Source organism: Cobetia sp. MB87 (assembly GCF_011319755.1).
GTDB lineage: Bacteria > Pseudomonadota > Gammaproteobacteria > Pseudomonadales > Halomonadaceae > Cobetia.
Window position 1 is genome coordinate 82,003 of record NZ_VFBC01000004.1, and the last position, 24,382, is coordinate 106,384.

21 protein-coding genes and 3 tRNA genes are annotated in these 24,382 nt (G+C 63.2%); 13 read left to right on the forward strand and 11 right to left on the reverse strand.

Translation table 11 applies throughout. From position 1 onward, the window contains the following. The first annotated feature begins 73 nt into the window (after positions 1-73). The 8 genes from recA (at position 74) to CDPAHKCJ_RS02995 (ending at position 7,534) form a co-directional block, all read left to right on the forward strand. Positions 74-1,141: a recombinase RecA gene (recA, locus tag CDPAHKCJ_RS02960; protein WP_166018647.1), complete on the forward strand. Its 1,068-nt coding sequence runs from the start codon at positions 74-76 to the stop codon at positions 1,139-1,141. A 171-nt stretch (positions 1,142-1,312) separates the two neighbouring features. Next, positions 1,313-1,951 (forward strand): regulatory protein RecX, encoded by a 639-nt coding sequence (locus CDPAHKCJ_RS02965; RefSeq protein WP_346773888.1) that lies wholly within the window; start codon positions 1,313-1,315, stop codon positions 1,949-1,951. Positions 1,952-2,195: 244 nt separating this feature from the next. Next, on the forward strand, positions 2,196-4,799 hold the full coding sequence (alaS, locus tag CDPAHKCJ_RS02970; protein ID WP_166018648.1) for an alanine--tRNA ligase: 2,604 nt from the start codon (positions 2,196-2,198) through the stop codon (positions 4,797-4,799). Between the two features lie 109 nt (positions 4,800-4,908). Beyond that, complete coding sequence (locus CDPAHKCJ_RS02975) at positions 4,909-6,156, forward strand: aspartate kinase (protein ID WP_043332939.1); 1,248 nt, start codon at positions 4,909-4,911, stop codon at positions 6,154-6,156. Positions 6,157-6,514: 358 nt separating this feature from the next. Then, on the forward strand, positions 6,515-6,706 hold the full coding sequence (gene csrA, locus CDPAHKCJ_RS02980) for a carbon storage regulator CsrA (RefSeq protein WP_043332937.1): 192 nt from the start codon (positions 6,515-6,517) through the stop codon (positions 6,704-6,706). 463 nt (positions 6,707-7,169) lie between these two features. Beyond that, positions 7,170-7,262 (forward strand) — tRNA-Ser (locus tag CDPAHKCJ_RS02985). 22 nt (positions 7,263-7,284) lie between these two features. After that, positions 7,285-7,361, forward strand: a tRNA-Arg gene (locus CDPAHKCJ_RS02990). Positions 7,362-7,457: 96 nt separating this feature from the next. Continuing rightward, positions 7,458-7,534: transfer RNA gene (locus CDPAHKCJ_RS02995), tRNA-Arg, on the forward strand. A 370-nt stretch (positions 7,535-7,904) separates the two neighbouring features. On the opposite strand, the gene CDPAHKCJ_RS03000 is transcribed toward CDPAHKCJ_RS02995, so the two are convergent. Continuing rightward, positions 7,905-9,023 (reverse strand): tRNA-dihydrouridine synthase family protein, encoded by a 1,119-nt coding sequence (locus CDPAHKCJ_RS03000; RefSeq protein WP_240916635.1) that lies wholly within the window; start codon positions 9,021-9,023, stop codon positions 7,905-7,907. 196 nt (positions 9,024-9,219) lie between these two features. Between CDPAHKCJ_RS03000 and CDPAHKCJ_RS03005 the strand changes: the two genes are divergently transcribed. The 3 genes from CDPAHKCJ_RS03005 (at position 9,220) to CDPAHKCJ_RS03015 (ending at position 12,899) form a co-directional block, all read left to right on the forward strand. Then, entirely contained in the window at positions 9,220-9,486 is a 267-nt protein-coding gene (locus CDPAHKCJ_RS03005) for an OadG family protein (protein ID WP_166018649.1), read from the forward strand. A 187-nt stretch (positions 9,487-9,673) separates the two neighbouring features. Then, entirely contained in the window at positions 9,674-11,509 is a 1,836-nt protein-coding gene (gene oadA / locus CDPAHKCJ_RS03010; RefSeq protein ID WP_166018650.1) for a sodium-extruding oxaloacetate decarboxylase subunit alpha, read from the forward strand. Between the two features lie 70 nt (positions 11,510-11,579). Then, the gene (locus CDPAHKCJ_RS03015; RefSeq protein WP_166018651.1) at positions 11,580-12,899 is read left to right on the forward strand and encodes a sodium ion-translocating decarboxylase subunit beta; all 1,320 of its coding nucleotides are present in this window, start codon (positions 11,580-11,582) and stop codon (positions 12,897-12,899) included. A gap of 85 nt (positions 12,900-12,984) precedes the next feature. Here the strand turns inward: CDPAHKCJ_RS03015 and CDPAHKCJ_RS03020 are convergent, their stop codons facing one another. The 6 genes from CDPAHKCJ_RS03020 to CDPAHKCJ_RS03045 all read right to left on the reverse strand — a co-directional run bounded on the left by CDPAHKCJ_RS03020 (position 12,985) and on the right by CDPAHKCJ_RS03045 (position 17,065). Further along, positions 12,985-14,100, reverse strand: coding sequence for a metal-dependent hydrolase (locus CDPAHKCJ_RS03020; RefSeq protein ID WP_166018652.1), 1,116 nt, complete (start codon positions 14,098-14,100; stop codon positions 12,985-12,987). Between the two features lie 50 nt (positions 14,101-14,150). Further along, positions 14,151-14,735, reverse strand: a complete 585-nt coding sequence (locus CDPAHKCJ_RS03025; protein ID WP_166018653.1) for a DNA-3-methyladenine glycosylase I — start codon at positions 14,733-14,735, stop codon at positions 14,151-14,153. After that, complete coding sequence (locus tag CDPAHKCJ_RS03030; protein WP_346773889.1) at positions 14,735-15,139, reverse strand: DoxX family protein; 405 nt, start codon at positions 15,137-15,139, stop codon at positions 14,735-14,737. The genes CDPAHKCJ_RS03025 and CDPAHKCJ_RS03030 overlap by 1 nt, the downstream gene beginning before the upstream one ends. Positions 15,140-15,225: 86 nt before the next feature. Beyond that, positions 15,226-15,669, reverse strand: coding sequence for a GNAT family N-acetyltransferase (locus CDPAHKCJ_RS03035; protein ID WP_107335943.1), 444 nt, complete (start codon positions 15,667-15,669; stop codon positions 15,226-15,228). 44 nt (positions 15,670-15,713) lie between these two features. Beyond that, positions 15,714-16,319 (reverse strand): glutathione S-transferase family protein, encoded by a 606-nt coding sequence (locus tag CDPAHKCJ_RS03040; RefSeq protein WP_166018654.1) that lies wholly within the window; start codon positions 16,317-16,319, stop codon positions 15,714-15,716. A gap of 143 nt (positions 16,320-16,462) precedes the next feature. Further along, the gene (locus CDPAHKCJ_RS03045) at positions 16,463-17,065 is read right to left on the reverse strand and encodes a LysE family translocator (protein ID WP_166018655.1); all 603 of its coding nucleotides are present in this window, start codon (positions 17,063-17,065) and stop codon (positions 16,463-16,465) included. A gap of 157 nt (positions 17,066-17,222) precedes the next feature. Here CDPAHKCJ_RS03045 and CDPAHKCJ_RS03050 point away from each other — a divergent pair, with 157 nt between their 5' ends. Continuing rightward, on the forward strand, positions 17,223-18,674 hold the full coding sequence (locus CDPAHKCJ_RS03050) for a PLP-dependent aminotransferase family protein (protein WP_166018656.1): 1,452 nt from the start codon (positions 17,223-17,225) through the stop codon (positions 18,672-18,674). Positions 18,675-18,687: 13 nt separating this feature from the next. Here CDPAHKCJ_RS03050 and CDPAHKCJ_RS03055 read toward each other — a convergent pair whose 3' ends face one another. The 4 genes from CDPAHKCJ_RS03055 to CDPAHKCJ_RS03070 all read right to left on the reverse strand — a co-directional run bounded on the left by CDPAHKCJ_RS03055 (position 18,688) and on the right by CDPAHKCJ_RS03070 (position 23,744). Further along, on the reverse strand, positions 18,688-20,019 hold the full coding sequence (locus CDPAHKCJ_RS03055; RefSeq protein ID WP_166018657.1) for a methylated-DNA--[protein]-cysteine S-methyltransferase: 1,332 nt from the start codon (positions 20,017-20,019) through the stop codon (positions 18,688-18,690). Between the two features lie 114 nt (positions 20,020-20,133). Next, on the reverse strand, positions 20,134-20,658 hold the full coding sequence (locus CDPAHKCJ_RS03060; protein WP_166018658.1) for an acyl-CoA thioesterase: 525 nt from the start codon (positions 20,656-20,658) through the stop codon (positions 20,134-20,136). A 272-nt stretch (positions 20,659-20,930) separates the two neighbouring features. Further along, on the reverse strand, positions 20,931-22,241 hold the full coding sequence (locus tag CDPAHKCJ_RS03065) for a short-chain fatty acid transporter (RefSeq protein ID WP_166018659.1): 1,311 nt from the start codon (positions 22,239-22,241) through the stop codon (positions 20,931-20,933). Between the two features lie 168 nt (positions 22,242-22,409). Then, positions 22,410-23,744 carry an MATE family efflux transporter gene (locus CDPAHKCJ_RS03070; RefSeq protein WP_166018660.1) on the reverse strand — a complete coding sequence of 445 codons (1,335 nt, stop codon included), beginning with the start codon at positions 23,742-23,744 and terminating at the stop codon, positions 22,410-22,412. A gap of 284 nt (positions 23,745-24,028) precedes the next feature. Between CDPAHKCJ_RS03070 and CDPAHKCJ_RS03075 the strand changes: the two genes are divergently transcribed. Then, positions 24,029-24,310 (forward strand): hypothetical protein, encoded by a 282-nt coding sequence (locus tag CDPAHKCJ_RS03075; RefSeq protein WP_233593359.1) that lies wholly within the window; start codon positions 24,029-24,031, stop codon positions 24,308-24,310. Positions 24,311-24,382 lie beyond the last annotated feature (72 nt).

Below are 24,382 nucleotides of genomic sequence, written 5' to 3' on the forward strand. Positions count from 1 at the left end.
CTCAGCTCTCAGTGACAGAATTCTCTATTCCAGGTGGCAGCCCGTGTGGCTCCGCCGTTCGACAGGAGGCCACATGGCAAAGGACGACAATCGTACCAAGGCGCTGAACGCGGCGCTGTCCCAGATCGAGCGCCAGTTCGGCAAGGGCGCCGTCATGCGCATGGGCGATGCCCCGCGTGTGGCCATCCCGTCGGTTTCCACCGGTTCTCTGGGGCTGGATATCGCACTCGGCATCGGCGGCCTGCCCTTCGGACGCGTGGTCGAGATCTACGGTCCGGAATCCTCGGGCAAGACGACACTGACCCTCTCGGTCATCGCCCAGGCGCAGAAGCAGGGCAAGGTCTGTGCCTTCATCGATGCCGAGCACGCGCTGGATCCGTCCTACGCCGAGAAGCTGGGCGTCAATCTGGACGAGATGCTGGTCTCCCAGCCGGACACCGGTGAGCAGGCGCTCGAGATCGTCGACATGCTGGTACGCTCCGGCGGCGTTGACGTCATCATCGTCGACTCCGTGGCAGCACTGACGCCGCGTGCCGAGATCGAAGGCGAGATGGGCGACTCACACGTCGGCCTGCAGGCGCGTCTGATGTCCCAGGCACTGCGCAAGGTGACCGGTCACATCAAGAACGCCAACTGCATGGTGGTGTTCATCAACCAGATCCGCATGAAGATCGGCGTGATGTTCGGCAGCCCCGAAACCACGACTGGCGGTAACGCACTGAAGTTCTACTCCAGTGTACGTCTGGATATCCGTCGTACCGGTTCCGTGAAGTCCGGTGATGAAGTCACCGGTAACGAGACCCGCGTCAAGGTCGTCAAGAACAAGGTCGCGCCGCCGTTCCGTCAGGCCGAGTTCCAGATTCTCTACGGCAAGGGCATCTATCACGCCGGTGAGGTGATCGACCTGGGCGTGCAGTGTGGACTGGTCGGCAAGTCAGGCGCCTGGTACAGCTATCAGGGCAGCAAGATCGGTCAGGGCAAGGCCAACTCCGCCCAGTACCTGGAAGACAATCCCGCCATCATGGAGGAGATTGAAGCCCAGATCCGTGCCCAGTTGCTGGCAGCACCGGAAGCCAAGGAAGAGCCGAAAGAGACCGCGGCCGCCGAGAGTGAAGACGACCTGGATATCGATCTCGATTGAGGCTCGTCCCGAAGAAAGAGCAAGAGCGCCAGCCGCCAGGCTGGCGTCATCGCACCGTATCGTTTCCGGCTCGGTGAGATGACCCCAAGGCGCCCGCCCCGATGACTCGGAGGCGGGCGCCTTGCGTTCACGTCCATCGATGTCCTTCTGCTCAACTCCGGGAGCATGACCATGCACGATGACAGCGCTGAAATGAGTGGGCCTGAGTATCAACCGCTCGACTCAGGCGCGATGACGCCGAAACGGCGTGCACGCAATGATGCCATCGCGCGTCTGGCACGCCGCGAACATAGTCGCCGCGAGCTGCACGACTATCTCAAGGAGCGCGACTACCTGCGGGCGGTCAGCGATGACGAGTTAGCAGAGCGGCAAGCCGCGGGCGAGGAGGGTGCACAGGCGGCCTTGAGTCGCGATGAGGTCGAGCTGCTGATCGAGGAGGTGCTGGAGCGCATGGTCGAGGAGGGCCTGCAATCCGATGAGCGCTTTGCCGCCAGCTTCCTGCGGACGCGCGTCCTGCGCGGACAGGGACCGAGGCGTATCCAGCAGGAGCTGCGCCAGCGTGGTATCGATAGCGAGACGCTCAATGCCGTGATGCGTGCCGCCAGTGACCCGACGCCGGATGCCTTCGGTCATGTCGATGCGGTGGATTTCTTCGAACTGGCGCGCGAGACGCTGGCCAGGCGCTTCTCCGGCCCCGGCGAGGGGCACAAGGAGCGCGCACGGCGCGAACGCTTTCTGCTCCAGCGCGGCTTCGACTATGAGCAGCTGCGCTATGCCATGGAGTCCGCCTGGAGTGATGAGGGGGAATAAGGCTAGCGGGTGGCTGTTTGGCTCTCATGACGCGCAAACCGGCGCTTCAAGACATTTCCCCCCCTTTAGCTTGCGCGAACAGGCGTTATACTAGGTCGTCTTGCGACGGCACGGGGCAGGCGCCTTCTTTCATGCTTTTCATTGCACCTCCATGCATACCCACATGGATGAACATGCAGAAACCATGCGGAAGTCATGCAGAAGACCCCCGGAGCGTCTTTACGCACATCGCTACGGAACCTCTATGAAAAGCGCAGAAATCAGAAACGCCTTCCTGACCTATTTCGAGAAGCAGGGCCATACCATCGTTCCCACCAGCTCCCTGGTGCCGAACAACGACCCGACCCTGCTGTTCACCAACGCCGGCATGGTGCCCTTCAAGGATGTCTTCCTGGGCCGTGATCCGCGTGGCTACAGCCGTGCGACCTCCGCGCAGCGCTGCGTGCGCGCCGGTGGCAAGCACAATGACCTGGACAACGTCGGCTATACCGCCCGCCACCACACCTTCTTCGAGATGCTGGGCAACTTCAGCTTCGGCGACTACTTCAAGCGCGAAGCCATCCAGTTCGCCTGGAAGTTTCTGACCGAAGAACTCGGCCTGCCGAAGGAGAAGCTGTGGGTCACCGTGCACGTCAGCGATGACGAAGCCCGTGACATCTGGTTCAACGAGGTCGGCATCGATCAGAACCGCTTCTCGCGTCTCGACGAGGACAACTTCTGGCAGATGGGCGACACCGGTCCGTGTGGTCCGTCCTCCGAGATCTTCTATGACCACGGCGAAGATGTCGCCGGTGGCCCGCCGGGCAGCCCGGACGAAGATGGCGATCGCTACATCGAGATCTGGAACCTGGTCTTCATGCAGTTCGACCGTGACGCCGAGGGCACGCTGCACCCGCTGCCCAAGCCGTCCATCGATACCGGCATGGGTCTGGAGCGTGTCGCGGCCGTGATGCAGGGCGTGCACTCCAACTACGAGATCGACCTGTTCCAGAATCTGTTGGCCGCCGCGGCCGAGATCATCGGTCACGACAACATCGCCACGCCGTCACTGCGTGTAGTGGCTGACCACATCCGCTCGTGCGCCTTCCTGATCGCCGATGGCGTGCTGCCGTCCAACGAAGGCCGTGGCTACGTGCTGCGTCGCATCATCCGTCGCGCCGTGCGTCATGGTCACAAGCTGGGCGCGCGTGGCAGCTTCTTCTACAAGCTGGTCGCGGCTCTCGACAGCGAGATGGGCGATGCCTATCCGGAACTGCGCGCTGCCCGCGAGCAGATCGAGCGTGTGCTGCTCAAGGAAGAAGAGCAGTTCGCGCGTACGCTGGAACATGGCATGAAGCTTCTGGAAGAAGCCATCGCTGGTCTCGAGGGCAATACCCTCGACGGCGAGACCATCTTCAAGCTCTACGACACCTACGGCTTCCCGTATGACCTGACCGCTGACATCTGCCGTGAGCGCGAGCTGATCCTCGATGAGGCAGGCTTCCAGGCGGCCCTGGAAGCACAGCGTGATCGCGCCCGTGCCGCCAGCAACTTCGGCGGCGACTACTCCGCCAATCTGGTGCTGGAGGGCGAGACCGTCTTCACCGGTTACGACCAGCTGGAAGGGGAAGCCACCGTCACCTCGCTGTTCGACGCCGAAGGCAATGCCGTCGAGCAGCTCGAGGTAGACACCAAGGGCATCGTGGTGCTTGATACCACCCCGTTCTACGGCGAGTCAGGCGGTCAGGCCGGCGACACCGGTTATCTGCATCTGGATGGCGGCCGCTTCCAGGTCAGCGATACCCAGAAGCAGACCGGCCATCATCTGCACCACGGTGTGCTGATCGAGGGCGCTCTCAAGGTCGGTGACAAGGTGCGTCCGCAGGTCGATGCCGAGCTGCGTGCGGCTTCCGTGCGCAACCACTCAGCCACGCACCTGCTGCACGAAGCGCTGCGACTGGTGCTGGGCGAGCACGTTCAGCAGAAGGGCTCGCTGGTCACGGCCGAGCGTCTGCGCTTCGACTTCAGCCACTTTGAGGCGATGACGGCCGAGCAGCTGTCCGAAGTCGAGCGCATCGTCAACGCGCAGATCCTGGCCAACGCCGAGACCACCATCGAGTTCATGAGTCTCGATGAGGCCAAGGCGCGCGGCGCAGCGGCCCTCTTCGATGCCAAGTATGGTGAGGAAGTTCGCGTGCTGACCATCGGTCAGGATGCCTTCTCCATCGAGCTGTGCGGCGGGACTCACGTCAAGCGCAGCGGCGACATCGGCCAGATGCATATTCTCGCCGAGACAGGCATCGCGTCCGGCGTGCGTCGTATCGAGGCCATCACCGGTCGCGCCGCGCGTGACTTCCTGCTCGCGCAGGAAGCGACTCTTGCTCGCCTCGGTGAGCGCCTCAAGGCCAAGCCGGAGCAGGTCGAGGAGCGCGTCAGCAGCCTGCTGGAGCGCAATCGCGGCCTCGAGAAGGAGCTTGAGCGCCTCAAGGCCAAGCTGGCGTCCGCTTCGGCCAGCGACATGCTCAGTGACATCGCGAATGTCCAGGGCATCAAGGTGCTGGCCAAGCAGGTCGAAGGCGTCTCCGGCAAGGAGCTGCGCGGCCTGATGGATGACCTCAAGTCCAAACTCGGCTCCGGCATTCTGGTGCTCGGCGTCGCGGACGGTGACAAGGTCAGCCTGATCGCCGGTGTCACCGACGACCTGACCTCGCGCGTCAAGGCGGGGGATCTGGTGCGCCACGTGGCTGAGCAGGTCGGCGGCAAGGGTGGTGGTCGTGCTGACATGGCCCAGGCCGGTGGCAGTGACGCCGCTTCGCTTCCGGGCGCACTGGCCGGTGTGCCATCATGGGTAGACGCCCAGCTGGGCTGACAGTACAAGATGAAGGCCGGGCTCCTCTTGAGGAGACCCGGCCTCTTTTTGGGCTCACATGAGCTTCATGTGGGGACAACGCAAACGGACACGGATAACGGAAACGCACATGGCGCTATACGTTCAGAAGTTCGGAGGCACTTCGGTCGGCTCGGTGGAGCGGATCAAGGCCGTCGCCGAGAAGGTCAAGCGATTCCGCGATGAGGGCCATCAGATTGTCGTGGTCGTCTCTGCCATGAGTGGCGAGACCAACCGACTGATCGGTCTCGCCAGCGAGATCAATGATGACCCGACACCGCGCGAGATGGACATGCTGGTCTCCACCGGCGAGCAGGTCACCATTTCCCTGCTGGCCATGGCGCTGCAGAAGATCGGCGTCGACGCGACCTCCTACACAGGGGCGCAGGTGGGCATCCGCACCGATAGCGCGCACACCAAGGCGCGTATCCAGCACATCGATACCGATGACCTGCGTGAAGACCTCGACGATGGCAAGGTGGTCGTGGTGGCAGGCTTCCAGGGTGTCGATGAAGAGGGCAACATCACGACGCTGGGTCGTGGTGGCTCTGACACTACCGGTGTCGCCCTGGCTGCCGCACTGAAGGCGGATGAGTGCCAGATCTACACCGATGTCGATGGTGTCTATACCACTGACCCGCGCGTGTGCTCCAAGGCACGTCGTCTGGAAACGGTGACCGTCGAGGAAATGCTGGAAATGGCGAGCCTGGGCTCCAAGATCCTGCAGATCCGTTCGGTGGAATTCGCCGGCAAGTACAATGTTCCCCTGCGTGTGCTGTCTTCCTTCGAGGATGGCCCGGGTACCCTGATCGTCGCTGAGGAAGAAGACAACATGGAAGAACCGCTGATCTCCGGCATCGCCTTCAATGTCAACGAAGCCAAGCTGACTCTGCTCAACACGCCGGATATCCCGGGTGTCGCTTCCAAGATTCTGGGCCCGATCGCCGATTCCAACATCGAAATCGACATGATCGTCCAGAACGTCTCTCCGGACGGCAATACCACTGACTTCTCCTTCACCGTCGCCAAGACCGACTTCAAGGCGACCCAGCGCATCCTGACCGAGACGGTGATTCCGTCCGTCGGTGGTGGTGAGATGCGCGGTGATGACAACATCGCCAAGGTCTCGCTGGTCGGTGTCGGCATGCGTTCTCACGCCGGTGTCGCCTCCAAGATGTTCCGCGTCCTGGCGGAAGAAGGCATCAATATCCGCATGGTCTCCACTTCAGAGATCAAGATTTCCGTCCTGATCGACGAGAAATTCATGGAGCTGGCGGTTCGCTCCCTGCATACCGCTTTCGGGCTGGATGCAGAAGCGATCAGTGACGAGACTGCCTGAGTACCACCACGGAGCATGCAGCAAGGAAGTCGTAAAGACACCGACAATCAATGACTTGCTCAAGTCGTGAAGCGTCGGTGCCCAGGCTGGGGACATTGGTCTGGCTGACGTGCGGCACCTGAAGTCGATAGCGCCCGATGTATTTTCTGTCATTCTTCGGAATGTCAGTCTGTGCATCGGGCGCTTTCATTCAACGTGTCTATCGGGTGTGATGAAGGTATGGCATTGGCCGTCGGAGCATGCATAGCGCATAATTCGAGCTTCATGCATCAGGGTGGTCGACTTGTCCCGGTCGATTGCCGCCTCCACATCCCGTTGAAGTCCCAGCTGTTTTGAATTTCTGACAAGGAGATAAGTCATGCTCATCCTGACCCGTAGAGTGGGTGAAACTCTGATGATCGGAGACGACATCACTGTCACCGTTCTCGGAGTGAAAGGTAATCAGGTGCGTATCGGTGTGAACGCGCCCAAGGACGTTGCCGTCCATCGAGAAGAGATCTATCAGCGCATCCAGCGTGAGAAAGAAGACAACGGCGATGCCATCGCCTGACGGCATGCTGCGCCTGCACGTCGCACGACCCTGCACGACCCGATGAACGCCAGCCATTGTCCCCATGGCTGGCGTTCGCGTGTGTGGGTCTGGCGCAGGCGAGGGCAGCCCGCCTACCCCATGAACAACGACGTACTTGCTTCCATGAGCAGCGGCTCATGCGGGGTGATGAGAGGGTGGCTTGTTCAAGTCTGTGTTCCGTAAGGGAAAAATTTGGCTTTTTTCTCAAAAAGGGGGAGACAAGCCGATTCTGGTTCGGTAATATGCCCGCTCCCTCGAACGAGACGCGACGACAGGCTAGCCATCGTCATGTTCTGGTTCATGCGGGGAGATTGCTTGGGGGCGCGCAGCCTCGAGCCTGTCGTCGAGTGGTGATGAGATGTTCAGCATCGAAGCCAAAAAATCGACACAGGGGCTGGACAAAGCCCAATCAAATGAGTAAGATATGCGCCGTACCTGATGAGGAGAGGTGGCCGAGTGGCTGAAGGCGCTCCCCTGCTAAGGGAGTATAGGGTTTATAGCCCTATCGAGGGTTCGAATCCCTCTCTCTCCGCCATTAGGTACAAATGCAGTAAGATGCGCCCTTAGCTCAGCTGGATAGAGTACCTGACTACGAATCAGGCGGTCGGAGGTTCGAATCCTCCAGGGCGCGCCACTGCAACGCAAGACATGAAGTTGGCAAGACGCAGTACTCGTACGATAAAGTCCTGAAGTCATTTGAAATGCTCAGGCCACAGATTTCAAGGTTTATGCGCCCTTAGCTCAGCTGGATAGAGTACCTGACTACGAATCAGGCGGTCGGAGGTTCGAATCCTCCAGGGCGCGCCAATTGAAAAACCCGCTTCACTGAAGCGGGTTTTTCTTCGTCTGAAGAAAAGTCAGGCAATGAAAGAAGCCAGGCTTTGAGGCCAGGTTCTGAAACAAGGCTCTGAAACAAGGCTCTGAAGCAAGTCTCTGAGGCAAGGTCAGCACCGAGTGATCGCCCCCTGCACGGCCCCGATCCCCGCATTGCTGATGAGCTGAGTGTTCTACCGCTTTCCTTGACTGTGATGTCACGCCTTCGGGCGGACGATCGCCAGGGCGCCCTTTTCGCGAGGGGCGCCCTTTTTTTGGTTCGCTGATCGGGACAGCGAGCGGATCGGGTGTTGGCCGGTGCTGATGTTCAGGTTTCGGTTCCAGTTCAGGCTCCAGTTCAGGCTCAGGCCGGGGTGGTCACGGCTTCCGCTTCCGATGCTTGGGACGATTCCGATGCCTGAGCCGGTTCCGGCATGCGAGTCACTGAGGTGAGAAGACTCGGTGCCAATCCCAGCCCAGTGTCGGCCACCAGTCCGGTGAAGAACTCAGCGCGCCCCTTGTGGCGTTTGATGGCCTGGAAGCGGTTCTCGGCTTCTGCGTTGCCGCTCTGGCGCATCATGTTCATCCACTGCTTGAGCAGAGGCACCATTACCTTGTCGGGGAGGTGGGCGCAGCGTTCAGCGTGAGAGAGCAGCACCTGCGCACGCTGTGTCCAGTCCGTCTCGGGCAGCAGTTCGCCGGTCGCCTGCCAATGCTTGATGCGCGCTGCCAGGAAGGGGTCGGCCAAGGCGGCACGCCCCAGCATGACATCGCGACAACCTGACAGGGAGCGCGCCCGCCAGTAGCAGTGCATGTCCCAGATATCGCCATTGGCGATCACTGGAATGGAAAGCTCGGAGGTGATCTTGCCGATCCATTCCCAGTGCGCCGGTGGGCGATAGCCTTCCTGTTTGGTGCGCCCATGCACCACCAGCTGAGTCGCGCCGCCTGCCTCGGCCGCCTGAGCGCAGGCCAGCGCCAGGCGCCGATCATTGAAGCCGAGACGAATCTTGGCGGTGACCGGTACGCCCGTGCCCTCGAGTGCCTTGCGCACGCCCTCCACCGCGCGGAAGACGCGTTCCGGCGAGCGCAGCAGCGCCGCGCCGCCATCATGTCGGTTGACGGTCTTGGCCGGGCAGCCGAAATTGATATCGACGCTTGGGGCACCCAGGCGCGCCGCGACCCGGGCATTGATGCCCAGTGCCTCGGGGTCGGCTCCCAGCAGCTGCAGGGCGACCGGGGTCTCGTGTCGTGTTCGTGCCGTCTGTATCGGGGAGGCGTCGAGCAGCTCCGGACAGATGCGCTTGAAGACGCGCGGCGGTAACTTGACGTGGGTCACGCGCACGAATTCCGTCACGCACCAGTCGTAGCCGCCAAGGCCGGTGAGACATTCGCGCGTGATGTCATCTATCACGCCTTCCATCGGCGCGATGCCGATGCGGCCGGCCCGCGCGAGGGCCTGTGGGGTCAACGATGGTGTCATTGCAATTGCCGTGGAATCAGGCACTTTAGAGCGACCAACAAGCATTGAATGCAGCTGCATGGGCATACCGACAGAGGCTATCGGCGGCGGAGCCTATCCGTCGTGCCGTGTCCGGCGTGACCGAAGACATTGGCGTTCAGCGCAGGCGCTGCGCCGTAGTGCGGCTCGATAACGAGAAAGACTCGAGGACACTGGCATGCAAGAGAATGATCTGCTCGGTGAAGGCTTGAACCTGATGGTGTTCGGGATGGGGTTCGTGTTCGTGTTTCTAAGTCTGCTGGTGGTCGCCATGATGGCGATGGCCAAGCTGGTGGATCGCTTCGCGCCCGCACCAGCGCCCGCAGCGCCAGGTGTTGCGCGGGCGCCGGCTTCCCCGGCCCCTGCGGCAGAGGACGACAGCGAACTGACGGCCGTCATGGCCGCGGCGATTCATCGCTTCCGGCAGGACCAGCACCGGCACTGACGCTTTCGCGGCTTCGCCGATAGCGTCTGACCACTGCCAAGAATAGCAGGCGGCGATTCTATCACGAGCAGTACGGTGGGTAGACCTCCCCCCGAGTGCAATATTCTGTGCTTCAGGCTGACGCAACAGGCTGCCTGCAGCGCGCGCAGAACTCGATATCCACAATATAAAGAACAAGGGATCACTCATGGACAAGCAACCGCTGGGCATCACGGATGTGGTACTGCGCGACGCGCATCAGTCACTGCTGGCCACGCGCATGCGCCTCGATGACATGTTGCCGATCGCCGCCAAGCTGGACGACATCGGCTTCTGGTCGCTGGAGAGCTGGGGCGGCGCGACCTTCGACGCCTGCATTCGCTACCTGGGCGAAGACCCCTGGGCGCGCATTCGTGCCTTGAAGGAAGCGATGCCCAAGACCCAGCAGCAGATGCTGCTGCGCGCCCAGAACCTGCTCGGCTATCGTCATTACGCCGATGATGTGGTGGATACCTTCGTCAAGCGTGCCGCGATCAGCGGTGTCGATGTCTTCCGTGTCTTCGACGCCATGAATGACCCGCGCAACCTCGAGCGTCCGCTCAAGGCGGTGCTGGATCAGGGCAAGCATGCCCAGGGCACCATCTCCTACACCGTGAGCCCCGTACACACTCTGGAGATGTGGGTCGAGCTGGCACAGAAGATCGAGTCCATGGGCGCCCAGTCACTGGCGATCAAGGACATGGCGGGCCTGCTGACGCCGTACACCGCCTATGAACTGGTCTCGCGCCTCAAGGCGAGCCTGTCGATCCCGATCCACATGCAGTGCCACGCCACCACCGGGCTTTCCACCGCCACGGCCCTCAAGGCCATCGAGGCGGGCATCGACAATGTCGATACCTCCATCTCCTCGATGTCGATGACCTACGGCCATAGCCCGACGGAATCCGTGGTCGCGATGCTGGCGGGCACCGAGCGCGATACCGGGCTCGATCTCGAGAAGCTCGAGGATATCGCGGCCTACTTCCGCGAAGTGCGCAAGAAATACGCGGCCTTCGAAGGCAGCCTGCGCGGTATCGACTCGCGTATTCTGGTTGCCCAGGTGCCGGGTGGCATGCTCACCAACATGGAAGGCCAGCTCAAGGAGCAAGGCGCCGGTGACAAGCTGGATGACGTGCTCGCCGAGATTCCGCGTGTGCGCAAGGACCTGGGCTACATCCCGCTGGTGACCCCGACCTCACAGATCGTCGGCACCCAGTCGGTGATGAACGTGATGATGGGCGAGCGCTACAAGTCGATCTCCAAGGAAGTGCAGGCGCTGCTCAAGGGCGAATATGGCGCGGCGCCGGCGCCCTTCGACAGTGAGCTTCAGTCCCGCGTGCTGGAAGGCGCCGAGCCGATCACCTGCCGCCCGGCAGACAACCTGACGCCGGAGATGGAGCGTCTGCGTGAGGAGCTCAAGGGCAAGGCCAGCGAAGAAGGCATCACGCTGGAAGGCGGCGAGCGCGAGACCGATGACGTGCTGACCTACGCGCTGTTCCCGCAGATCGGCCTCAAGTTCCTGCGCAACCGTGGCAACCCGGATGCCTTCGAGCCCGCGCCGCAGGCTGTCGATGACAAGGCGTCCAAGGCCGCCGCAGCGCCGGTCTCCAGTGCTCCGGCCGTCAGTGCTCCTGCCGCGTCCAGCGGTCCGCAGACCTACACCCTGAACGTCAACGGCAAGCAGTATGTGGTCGAGGTCGCCGAAGGCGGAGACATCACCCAGGTGCAGGCCAACGCGCCAGCGGGGCCTGCTCCGGCAGCCGCAGCGACGGCACCTGCCGCACAGGCCGCCTCCGGTGAGCCGGTGAGTGCGCCGCTGGCGGGCAACATCTTCAAGGTCAATGTCAGTGTCGGTGACAGCGTGGCCGAAGGGGATGTGGTCATCATCCTCGAGGCGATGAAGATGGAGACCGAGATCCGTGCCCACCAGGCTGGTACCGTCTCCGCGGTGAAGGTCAAGGAAGGCGACAGTGTCAGTGTTGGCGACGTTCTGATCACCCTCTGAGCCGGTGTGTCCGGCCCGTCGTCATGCACGGCGGGCCGGTCGGTGATGCTCCTCTGCAAGGCGACACGACATGGACAAGATACTCAACCTCTGGCACGGCTCGGGGCTCTACAACATGAGCTTCGGCCAGCTGGCGATGATCGTCATCGGCCTTGGCCTGCTTTATCTGGCGATCCGCAAGAACTTCGAACCCCTGCTGCTGGTGCCGATCGGCTTCGGCGGCATTCTGGCCAACATCCCGGAAGCGGGGCTGGCGCTATCTGCCGCCGAGCAGGCGGCCCATCTCGGCAAGCCGGAGCTGCTGGCTGCGATGGCCAATCTGCTCAACGTCAACATCGCCAGCCTGCCGCTGGATGAGGCACGCCACGCGGTGGAGCAGGCGCTGCATGGCGAGATTCCCGCCGCGCTCAAGCAGCAGGCCAGCAACATGGCGCTGGATGGCGGCTTCTCCAACGGCATGCTCTACAGCTTCTACAGCGTGGCGATCGCTTCCGGCATCGCGCCGCTGGTGATCTTCATGGGCGTGGGCGCGATGACGGACTTCGGCCCGCTGCTGGCCAATCCCAAGACCCTCTTCCTCGGCGCGGCGGCACAGTTCGGCATCTTCGCGACCCTGCTGGGCGCAGTGGCGTTGACCTCGATGGGCCTGATGGACTTCAGCCTGCAACAGTCGGCGGCCATCGGCATCATCGGGGGTGCGGACGGCCCGACCTCCATCTATGTCGCCAGTCTGCTGGCGCCGGAGCTGCTGGGCGCGATCGCCGTGGCATCCTACTCCTACATGGCACTGGTGCCGATGATCCAGCCGCCGATCATGCGCGCGCTGACCACCGCCAAGGAACGTAGCCTGGTCATGACCCAGCTGCGGCCGGTGTCCAAGACCGAGAAGATCCTGTTCCCGCTGGTGCTGCTGATCATGGTGGCGATGCTGCTGCCGGACGCCGCACCGCTGCTGGGCATGTTCTGCTTCGGTAATCTGATGCGCGAGTGTGGTGTGGTGGAGCGTCTGTCAGATACCGCCCAGAACGCGCTGATCAACATCACCACCATCTTCCTGGGACTGTCGGTAGGCTCCAAGCTGCAGGCCGACAAGTTCCTGGCGGTGGAGACGCTGGGCATTCTGGCCCTCGGCGTGGTCGCCTTTGGTATCGGCACGGCCTGCGGGGTACTGATGGCCAAGTTGATGAACAAGGTCTCCAAGACGCCCATCAACCCGCTGATCGGGTCGGCCGGTGTCTCGGCGGTGCCGATGGCGGCGCGTGTCTCCAACAAGGTCGGGCTCGAGTACAACCCGCACAATTTCCTGCTGATGCATGCCATGGGGCCGAACGTGGCCGGCGTGATCGGCTCGGCGGTTGCCGCGGGGGTGATGATCAAGTACCTCGGCTGATCGTCTTTGCAGCACTGATACGACAACGCCCGCCATGGCTATCATGGCGGGCGTTGTCGTATCTGGGGCCTTCATCAGCGGCGCTTTATCTTGTCTCGGCCGAGGGACTGGAGGGCGTGATAGAGACGGTGCGTTGGCTCGGCTGCATGCGGGATGCCGGGTCATGGATGGCTTGCCAGAGGCTCAGCAGAGCGGCGCGATCGACGCGTTGGCTGGGCAGCCGCTGGCTGTCCTGCAACGCCTGCCAGTCCCCGTCCGAGGTCTCGCGAGCCAGAGCGAAGCGGAAGGGGTGATAGCCGGGCGAGCCCAGGCGTGTATCGGTCACGGCCAGCAAGGTCTCTCCCTGTGGCGTCTTCTCACGTTCCGCTCGCAGATAGGGCGCCGCGAACCAGCGCAGACGCTGGCCGTCCTCCAGCTTCGCGACCTCGGCATCCAGCGCTGGCTGGCGCGGAAAATCACGGCGTGCGAGAGACGCCAGCTGCGCATCGGAGTCGAACACGCTGACCATCCACTCGTGATCCGCCTGCGGCGTGGTTGCACTGACACGCCACAGCAGACTGTTGAAGGGAGTCGGCTGCACCATGCGCGGGGCGTCGGCGAAGCCCTGGCTGGCCAGCAGCGGCGCCACGCGATGTTCGACCCAGCTCTTGGCGGCCAGCCCCCAGCCCAGATAGAGGCTCGAGAGCATGAGGCCCGCGGTCAACAGGTGCCCGGCGCGACCACGAATCGCCACCCACAGGCCGGTGATCAGCAATGGCAGGGTGTAGAGCGGGTCGATGATGAAGACGCTGGCCAGACTGATGGGGCGGCTGGGCCACGGCCACAGCAGCTGGGTGCCGTAGGTGGTGAAGCTGTCCAGCAGCGGGTGGGTGACCAGGCACAGCACGCAGTAGACGATCGGCCGGCCACGGCCGAGACTCGCCAGACGTGGCAGGCGCGCCAGCAGCCAGCCGAGCACGATGCCCAAAAGCGCCAGCACCGGCAGGGAATGGCTGAAGCCGCGATGATGGGTGTAATCGGCGACCGCGTCGCCGTAGTCGATCATCACGTCGAGGTCGGGCAGGGTGCCGAGCGCCGCACCGCCGAGCAGTGCATAGCGGATGGCCGCGCCGCGTTTCGGGCTGGGCAGGCAACGAATGGCCGGCGTCATGACGGCGCCGCCAACGACGGCTCCGAGACAGATCTGGGTAAGGGAGTCCATGCGTGGGCTACCTGTGAGGAAGAAGAGGGCGGGAGTCGTGGGTTGAGGCGTCAGTCATCTGCGCGGATCGCCGCCAAGGCGCCCGGCTCGGCCCAGCGCGGTCCGGCATCCAGCACGCGTGCCTGCACCGGGCAGTCATCACGATGACAGCCCGGCAGATAGCCGCAGCTCATCAGCAGCTCGTTGACGATCTCGGGGCCAGTGAAGCGGAAGGTCTTCTTGAACAGCTTGATCCAGGCGGACAGCGGTTGTGGATGATGGGCATCCAGCCAGGCGCTGAAGCTGCCGTGGGTATCCTTGAGCTGCATCACCACGCCTGCGTTGTGGATCACGGCATTGATCTTGAGCCGGTTGCGAATGATGCCGGCATTGCTGAGCAGGCGCGCGCGATCCTCGTCCCCGTAGGCGGCGATGCGCGCGATGTCGTACTCCTCGAAGGCCTCACGGAAGGCCGCGCGCTTCTTGAGCACCGTCAGCCAGGAGAGACCGGCCTGATTGATCTCGAGCACGAAGCGTTCGAACAGCACTCGGTCATCGCTGACCGGAAAGCCGTATTCATGGTCATGATATGGGCCATGAATCGGGTGCTGGGGAGCATTCTCGCAATAGGTGCTGGCGGTGACGACGTCGGCCATCAGTCCTCCTGTACCGCGAAGCGGCCGCTGCCGAGAAAGACGACGGCCAGAGCGCTGGCGAGGAAGAAGCCTTGCAGTTCAAGCGCCCAGCCGCCGGAGGGCGACAGGCTCAACAGTTGGCCCATGTGCGCCACGGCAAAGGCGAACAACATGTTGGCGAACACGATCAGGCCGGCGATGCGTGAGTGCACACCGAGTACCAGCATGATGGGCGCGATGATCTCGCCGATATAGACGCCATAGGCCACCACGCCCGGGATGCCCAGATTCTCGAGCTCGCCGGCGATCCAGCTCAGCGTGCCGCCGTCACCAAGCAATTTCGAGAGGCCATGAAACAGCAATAGCAGGCCCAGCATCAGGCGCAGGATCAGCTTGCCGAGGTCGTCATTTTCGAGAAATTGCACGATAGAGCTCCTTGCTCAGCGGTCGTCGGGCTTGCTCAGTAGTCGTCGGGCTTGCTTAGCGGTCCTCGGGACACAAGGCGGCTGACTCAGGCGTTGGGGTTGTCCACCAGAATGCGCGAGAAGCGCACGATCTCGGCATTGCGGTTGGACCAGCCAAGGCGCTCCCAGAAGCGATGAGCGTCATGGTTGTCGTGCAGGGTATCCAGATGCACCTTGTCGATGCCTTCGCTGGCCAAGGCTGCCAGACAGCGGTCGACCAGCGTGCTGGCGATGCCCTGGCCACGCATGTCCGGCGCCGTCATCACATGCTGAAGATAGCCGCGCTTGCCGTCATGGCCCGCCATGGCGCAGCCGACCAGGCGTTCATCGAGAAAGGCCAGGTGGCTCATGCCGGGGTTGCGCGCCAGATAGCGGGCGACAGGGGCATGGCGGTCGGCATCGCGGATGACCACTCCCGGGGTCGCCTCCATCATGGCGATGAAGGCAGGGTGGTCTTCCGGTGTCATTGGGCGATAGGTCAAGGTTGGCATCGTGTGTCCTGGCAAACGGCGGTCGTCGGGGATGCCATATCCTATCAGTCCCTCGGGATATCGAAATGCCCAGGCTGCGCCGCGACACGTGCCAGCCACGCCTGAATGGCGGGATAGTCATCCAGCGCGAAGCCGCCTTCATCGGCAACATGCGTATAAGCATAAAGGGAAATGTCGGCGATCGTGAATCGCTCCCCGACCAGCCAGTCATGCTCGGCGAGGTGGTGCTCCATCACGCGCAGGGCGCGCTTGCCGCCCTCCTGCTTGGCGGCGTACTCGGCGCGGCGCTCATCGGGGAGGCCGAGGTAGCGATTGATGAAGCGGGCGGTGGCGATGTAGGGCTCATGGCTGTACTGCTCGAAGAACTGCCACTGCAGCACCTTGGCGCGCAGGAAGGGGTCACTCGGCAGGTAGTCGCTGCCATCGGCGAGATAATTCAGGATGGCGTTCGACTCTGACAGCGTCTCGCCGCGATGCAGCTCCAGCAGCGGAATCTTGCCATTGACGTTGCGGGTCAGAAATTCCGGCGTGCGGGTGTCGCCGGCCAGAATGTCGACCTCGATGTAGTGATGATGGCGTTCGAGCAGGTGCAGCAGCAGCTCGACCTTGTAGCAGTTGCCGGAGCGGCGATCACCGTAGAGTGTCAGCATGCAGGGGGCGTCCTGTGCGAGCGTGGAATTGGCGTCTCGACAGTCTAACCAACCTCGCCCGCATGAACAGTGATTATTCGAACAGTGTTCGACGCTCTGGCGTCATTCGTGTACTCCGGACGCAGGCCGAGGGACAGCCGAGATCAGCCGAGGATCATCACCACGCAGGAAGCGGTCAGTACGCCCATCACGCGGTTGAAGATCTTCCAGGCGCGCTCGGTGTTCAACAGGCGCCCGATGGCAGTACCGAAACCCGCCCACAGCGAAATGCATGGCAGTGCCACCAGTTCCGCGAAGCCTGCCAGCAGCACGGCATTGAGCAATGCGGGGCCTTCCTCGGGGAGAAACCCCGCCATCAATGCCATGCCCATCACCCAGGCCTTGGGATTGGCGAACTGGAACAGGCTCGCCGCGAGAAAGGTCATCGGGCGTGCATCCTGCTGGCTGGCGAAGTCAGGGGGCGGGGCGGTGGCGATCTTCCAGGCCAGATAGAGCAGGTAGGCACTGCCCAGTACCTTCAGCAGCGTCTGCACGATGGGATATCGCTCGAAGACCAGCCCCAACCCCAGCGCGATGGCGATGAATAGCACCAGGCAGCCGATCAGGATGCCGAAGATATGCGGCAGGGTGCGCCAGTAACCATAGTTGGCCCCCGAGGCCGTCAACATCACGTTGTTGGGGCCTGGCGTCAGGGTCATCGACAGCATGAAAAGCGTGGCGGGGGCCAGAAAGGCGAGGGATTCCATGGGTGTCCTTCAGCGTGGTGGGCGTTGTCGAGGTGGCTCGTATGATTGTATGGGTTCAATTTGCAGGTGCCGGCACATTCGCGTGTTTTGTGGCTTGTTGGCGGCATGTTTTGAGCATAATCTGATGACAATTACCGTCAACAGGTTTTTTGTCACCATGACAATGTGGACTCCGACCCTGGACCCCGCCATGCCGCGTTACCGTGCGCTGGCGGAGGCCATCCGCCTCGATATCGCCTCGGGTCAACTCAAGGAAGGCGAGCGATTGCCGCCTCAGCGGCGACTGGCGGACGCGCTGGGCGTGACCATCGGCACGGTGACGCGAGGCTACGCCGAGGCCGAGCGGAGTGGCCTGGTGTCGGCGCGTGTCGGGAGCGGTACCTATATCAACGGCGCCACCCGGAGCGCGCATGGATCCTTCAGCAGCTTCGGGCATGCCCTGCGTGCCAGCAAGGCCTACGGATTGGCGCCAGAACAGGAGGGCGCGCTGCCGGCAGCGTCCGGCGTGATCGATCTCACCATGAGCCTGCCACCGCCTCACCCCGCGCGGCAGCAGGGAATGGCGGCGGCGCTGGCCGCGATCAGCCAGTCACCCGAGGCCTTGCTGCGCAGTGTCGAGTATCAGAATGAATTCGGGGACGCCAGCCACCGGCAGTTGCTGGCGAGCTGGATGGGCGAGCTCGGCATGCCGGTCGACCCCGAGGAGCTGATGCTGTCCCAGGGCGGCCAGAATGGCATCACGCTGGCGTTGTCGGCGCTGCTGGCACCCGGGGATGCCGTGGTCACCGGCGCACTGACCTATCCCGGGCTGATCGTCGCCAGCGCCGAACGTGGCCTCAAGCTGTTGCGGGTGCCGCTGGACAAGGACGGCATGGATGTCGAGGCGCTGGCGCGGCTGTGTCGTCAGCAGGCGCCCAGAATGGTCTATGTGATGGCCGAGCAGAACAATCCGGGCGCGGCGCAGTTGTCTCATGCACGGCGCGAGGCCCTGGTCGCCCTCGCGCGCCAGCATGACTTCTGGATTCTGGAAGATGGGGTGCAGTATCTGCCCGACGAGGAGTGCGGCACGCGGCTCTATCAGATGGCGCCGGAGCGCACCCTGTATGTCTTCAGCACCTCCAAGTTGCTGGCCGGCGGCCTGCGCCTGGGCGTATTGCGAGCGCCGGTGGAGGTACTGACACGCATCGGCGCAGTGCTGCGCAGCCACAGCTGGATGGTGGCGCCGCTGTTGATGGAAACGGTCTGCGCCTGGCTGACCAGCGGCAACGCGACACAGCTGGTGGAGTGGCAGATGGAGGAGATGCGCGCGCGGCAGAAACTGGCCCGCACGCTGCTGGCGGAGTGGGCGCCGGCGGCGCGGCCGTCCTCGTTCGATCTGTGGCTCGAGTTGCCGGAAGGGCAGCGTAGTCAGGCGATGGTCGCGTCATTGGCCGGGCGGGGTGTGCATGTCACCAGCGCCGAGCCCTTCTGTGTCGGCAATGAGCCGCCGCCGCAGGCCATCCGGCTGTGTCTGAGCGCCGCCGAGAGCCGTGAGGCGCTGACCCATGCGCTGGGCATCGTGCGCGAGCAGCTGCAGGCGCCGCCTGCGCTGCGCCCCATGACGCTCTAGCGCTTCGCCGCGCTCACTCCTTGCTGGTGCCGGACTCCTGCGCCAATCTGGCCTGCTTGAGTGGCACGCCCCAGCGATAGCCGCCGAGCCCGCCATCGCCGCGCACCACACGATGGCAAGGCGTCAGCAGAGCCAGCGGGTTGGCACCACAGGCATTGGCGACGGCGCGGCTGGCGGTCGGCCGCTCGAGCGCCTCGGCCAGCTGGCGGTAGGTCAGGGTATCGCCGCACACGGTGGCGTTGAGCTGCTGCCAGACGCTCAATTGAAAGGCGGTGCCACGCACATCCAGCGGCAGTTCGAGCAGCAGCGCATGACTGGTATCCGGTTGCTCACACAGGGCGAGCAGCCGTGCCCCCAGTGAGGCATGCAGCAGGCGACTGGCCGCGTGAGCGTTGCCGTTCTGCCCGTCTGTCTCTGCCTCCATCTGCTGCCAACTGGCTCTGGGCAGGCGTGCTTCCAGCGCCTGTTGGCCTGCCTCACGACTGTCACTGAGCTGAATGACGACCACGCCGCGCGCGCTGAGTCCTGCGCTCAGCCAGCAGGATTGCTCAGGGACACCGAAGCGACATGGCCAATGCAATGCCAGCAGGTCTTCTCCCTGGCCGCCAGAACGACGGGCTCTGGGCGTGATGCCATCCTTGCGCGCATAGGCACGGCTGCTGGAGCGATAGCCGGCGGCGATGATCGCCTCGGTCACGCCATGGCCCTCTTCCAAAAGCGCATGGAACTGCATCTGGCGCAGACCCGCCGAATACTCGGATGGTGACAGGCCCAGCAGTGCCGTGAAGCGGCGCTGAAGATGCGAGGCACTTATCCTGTGCTTCGCCGCCAGGCTTGCGAGTGTTGGGGTGGGCTCGCCTGCGGCGACGGCCTGCTCCAGCTGCCGACACACCGTCAGCGGCCAGGGCGAGGCGGGGGTTGAGTCAGCATTTGCAGGTGTCGAGCGGGCGGCAATGGAGGCGCATGAATATGAGGTGTTCGATTCCGGCATCGTCGGTGCTCCAGACGTGGCGCTGGCGGGATGGCGAGTCTGCTTGTCGGCCTGAGGGCGATCAGGCTTGTCGGACTGCTCAGGATGACAGCGCCGACAGGCGCGCATGCCCGCGGCTTGCGCCGCGTGGGCGTCGGCAAACAGGCGCAGGTTGTCGCGGCGTGGCGCAGGGGATGGGCAGCCAATGCGGCAGAAGATGCCAGTGGTGATCACGCCGTAGCGCAGCGCTTCCCCGGCGATCGGCTGGCGCGCCAGCAGACGCTGCCAGATGGCCTCATCGCACCCTTGAGCGCCGCCAGCGGCAGGTGGTGCCGTCATCCCTGCCGCTGTCTCTTCGCCGGACACTGATGTCATCGTTCATCTCGCTGTGCAAGGTTCACGATCAGTATCGCCATCCGCTCGGGGCGGTGCACTCCGTATCTTGTGCTGACTGTCAGGATTGCGCTCGCAGCGCTTGCCGGGAGTCGCTCAGAACTCGAGGGATTCCTGGCGCTTCTCTTCTTCTTCGGCCTGCTTGCGCAGCTTCTTGCGGATGGCGGCCTTGTGGAAGCGCAGCTTCTGTTCCTGGGTTTCCAGGTTGAGCGGCGGCACCGGCACCGGCTGGCCGTTGGTGTCGACCGCGACCATGGTCAGGTAGCAGCTGTTGGTATGGCGAATCAGGCGACCCTGGATGGATTCGGCGACCACCTTGATGCCGATCTCCATCGAGGAGCGGCCGACATGATTGACCGAGGCCAGGAAGGTGACCAGCTCGCCGACGTGGATCGGCTGCTTGAAGCGCACCTGGTCCACCGACAGAGTGACGACGTAGCTGCCGCTGTAGCGACTGGCACAGGCGTAGGCGACTTCATCCAGCTTCTTGAGGATGGCACCACCGTGCACCTTGCCACTGAAGTTGGCCATGTCGGGGGTCATCAGCTCGGTCATGATCAACTGATGCTGGCCGGGCAGAGCTTCGTTGAGGGCGGTCTGTTCTGGCTGGTTCTCGCTCATGGGGGCGTCCTTCAGGCACGGGCCTGTCAGGTGAGTGGGAGCTGTCAGGGGCTCTCAGGTGAAGCAATGGCTCTGGCATGTTGCGCAGAGAGGGATAATGGCTAGTCTGCGGGATTCGTGACGTCTTGGCACCCCGTGAGCGGCATATCAGCTATCTATAAACGACCTTGCCCCCACAGTCGCCTGTGGGGGCAAGGGGCTTGCGGGGGCATCAGCCAGGCTATCTGAATGGCTGGCTGAAAAGGCTAGCGGACGCCGCCGTCAAGCAGGTATCAGAGCAGCGTCAGACCCAGCGAGATGATGATGCCGGTCACCAGCAGCTGCACCAGGCAGAAGCCCATGATGTCCTTGGCCTTGAGGCCGGCGATGGCGAGCACCGGCAGTGCCCAGAAGGGTTGCAGCATGTTGGTCCAGGCATCGCCCCAGGCGACGGCCATGGCGACGCGTGACAGGTCGGCACCCAATGCCTGAGCGGCGGGAATCATGACCGGTGCCTGCACGGCCCACTGGCCGCCACCGGAGGGTACGAATAGATTGACGATACCGGCACTGATGAAGGACCAGAACGGCAGGCTGTCGGCGGTGGCAATCGACACGAAGCCTTCGGACAGTGTGGCGGCCAGTCCCGACTGCACCATGATCGCCATGATGCCGGCGTAGAAGGGGAACTGGATGACGATGCCTGCGCCACCCTTGATGGCTTCATTCAGGCTGTCCAGCAGCTTGCGCGGCGTGCCATGCAGCACGATGGCCAGGAACAGGAAACTGAAGTTGATCACGTTCAGGTTCAGCCCGCCGCCACGAATCACGAAGTGATCCACCAGCCAGGCGAGGCCGAACAGCCCGACGACCCAGGCGAGAATCGGCGAGTTCTCGAGACGTTCGGCGGGACGAGGCTGGTCGCTGATCTCGGTGCGCTTCTCCTCGAGCAGGGCCGGGTCCACGTACACGCTTTCCTTCTCGAAGGGCATCATGGCGCGATTGACCAGCGGCATGATGATCAAGAGCGCCGCGACGATGGCGATGTTGAAGAAGGCGAAGATGGTGTCCGAGGTGGGCACGATGCCGATGCTGTCCTCGGTGAAGTGGCCCGCGGTGGCGATGGTCAGCGGAATCGAGCCCGAGATGCCCGCATGCCAGATCACGAAACCGGAGTAGGCACTGGCGATCAGCAGGCGGTAATCGACCTTGATCATCCTGGCCAGCTGCTTGGCGAACAGTGCCCCGATGACCAGCCCGAAGCCCCAGTTGATCCAGCTGGCGATCAGCGACACGAAGGTGACCAGCATGATGGCGCTGCCGGGCGTTCTGGCCAGCGAGGCGATGCTGGCCAGGCCTTTCTTCACCGGCGGGGTGTTGGCGAGCATGAAGCCTGAGATCAACACCAGCAGCATCTGCATCGAGAAGGTCAGCAGATTCCAGAAGCCGTCGCCCCAATAGCGCATCACCTCGGCGGGGGAGCGCTGTTCGATGAGCATGGCGGCTGCCGCTGCAACGACGGTCAGCAACAAGACGAAGATATAGGGGTCAGGCAGATAGCGCTCAACCAGCTTGACGGCTGGCCGTGATAGCGATTGCAGCATGTGAGAGTCCCTGTTGGCTTTTTATCGGTATGGGAAACGGGTTGGCACGCTCACATTAGTCTATTCGCTATCAGGAGAATATCGCGCGATGGTCGAGTGGCACGCCAGTGCCAGCGGCAAGCCTTTCAGCGCTGCATCAACCTGTTGAAGTCTCCAATTGGCAAGGCATCAGCGCCAATGATGGCGGCGATGATGCAGGTAATAGCCGCCGAGCACGGCAGAGCGCACGCTGGTGAACAACAGGAAGGCCAGCCACAGTCCATGGTTGCCGAAGCCCTCGAGCAGCGGCCACAGGCCGATGAAGGCCAGCAGGGATATCACCAATGTATTGCGCATTTCACGCGTCGCCATGGCGCCGATGAAGATGCCGTCCAGCAGGTAGCTCCACACCGCGACCAGGGGCATGGCGACCATCCAGGGCAGATAGAGGGTGGCCAGGGCGCGGACTTCGGGAATGTCGGTCAGCAGGTGGATCAACGCCGGCCCGCAGAGCCAGAGCAGGCCGCTGGCCGCTGTCGCGGTGATCAGGGAGAAGCGGGTTGCCGCCCCCACGCTGCGTGCGAAGCGTTGCCAGTCGTTCTGGCCGACGGCTCGCCCGACCTCTGACTCCGCCGCCTGGGCGAAGCCATCCAATGCATGGGACGTCATCATCACGAACTGCAGCAGTACCGCATTGGCCGCTAGAACATCATCCCCGAAGCTGGCCCCCTGCGAGGTGAAATAGGCCGTCGCGCCCAGCAGGCACAGGGTGCGCACGAACAGATGCTGATTGATGCGGATCAGCGCGCCCCAGGCAGGAAGAGATAGCAGTGCTGCGCGATCACTGCGCCCCGGCATGCGTCTGAGCTGGCGGGCGACCAGCCACAGGCCCGTGGCCAGCGCACAGTAGTCGGCGATCACGCTGGCCAGCGCCACGCCATCGCTGGTCATGCCAAGCCCGGGCACGAAAGCCAGATCGAGCAGGATGTTGACGCCATTGGTCAGTACGAGGATGCCGAGCGTGACGCGCGAATTCCCCAGCCCCAGGAACCAGCCCAGAATCACGTAGTTGATCAGCACCGCCGGAGCCGACCACAGACGGATGCTGGCGTAGTCATGGGCCAGGGCGCGGGTGGTCTCGCTGGCCTCCATCAGTGATAGTCCCAGAGTGATCAGCGGTGAGCCGGCGATGATCAACACCAGTCCGATGGCCAGTGCCAGCCCGATGCCCTGGCCCAGCAAGGTGCGCAGGCCATCGTGGTCTTCCCGGCCATGGGCCTGTGCCGTCATGCCGGTCGTACCCATGCGCAGAAACCCGAAGCCCCAGTACAGGAAGCTGAAGAGGACAGCGCCCAGCGTGACCGCCCCCAGATACACCGCGTCCTCGAGATGCCCGACCACGGCGGTATCCACCAGTCCCAGCAACGGCACGGAAATGTTGGAAAGGATGATGGGCCATGCAAGGCGCCACATATGGCGATCGGCGGAAGGCAGTGTGGCGGTCTTCAGGGAGGGGACGGGCATGATGGGTCCGAATGAAGGGTGAAGGTAACGTCGGCCGGGAGCGGTCGGCGAGCCATGGCGTTGATCAGGATAAGACCTGGCAGGGCTGGGCGTAATGGCGCTAGAGCGCTAATCTAGTTCTGGTGACTTGATGGCAAGGCTTGCCATGCGCCAGCCGAGAGATTCACTGGCGCGAAGACCCATAATAGGGACGCATGGAGCGTCCGGACGCAAGGGAACTGACTATGAAACGCACGATTCTTCAGCGAAGCACGCGATTGCGCACTGGCCTTGCAGCAGCTGGCATGATGCTGGTGCTGGCGACGCCGGTGCAGGCCATCGAGCTGCCCAGCGAGCAGGGCGATGATACGCCCAGTGCAGGCATGATGGTGGCCGATGCCCTCATCGGACGTCCACTGTTGCTGGCCACGACCGTCGTCGGTGCTGCCATCTTTGTCGTGTCGGCTCCCTTCGCGGCCATGGGGCAGAATATCGATGAGACGGCGCGCGTACTGGTCGCGACCCCGGCGCAGGCGACCTTCGCTCGCTGTCTGGGCTGCAAGACCACGCGTGTCGATTGGGATTGATGTCCTGATCGCGGCTGGTGAGCGCGCGCCGCTCATGGCTGGACACGACAACGCCGACCTCGAGGGTCGGCG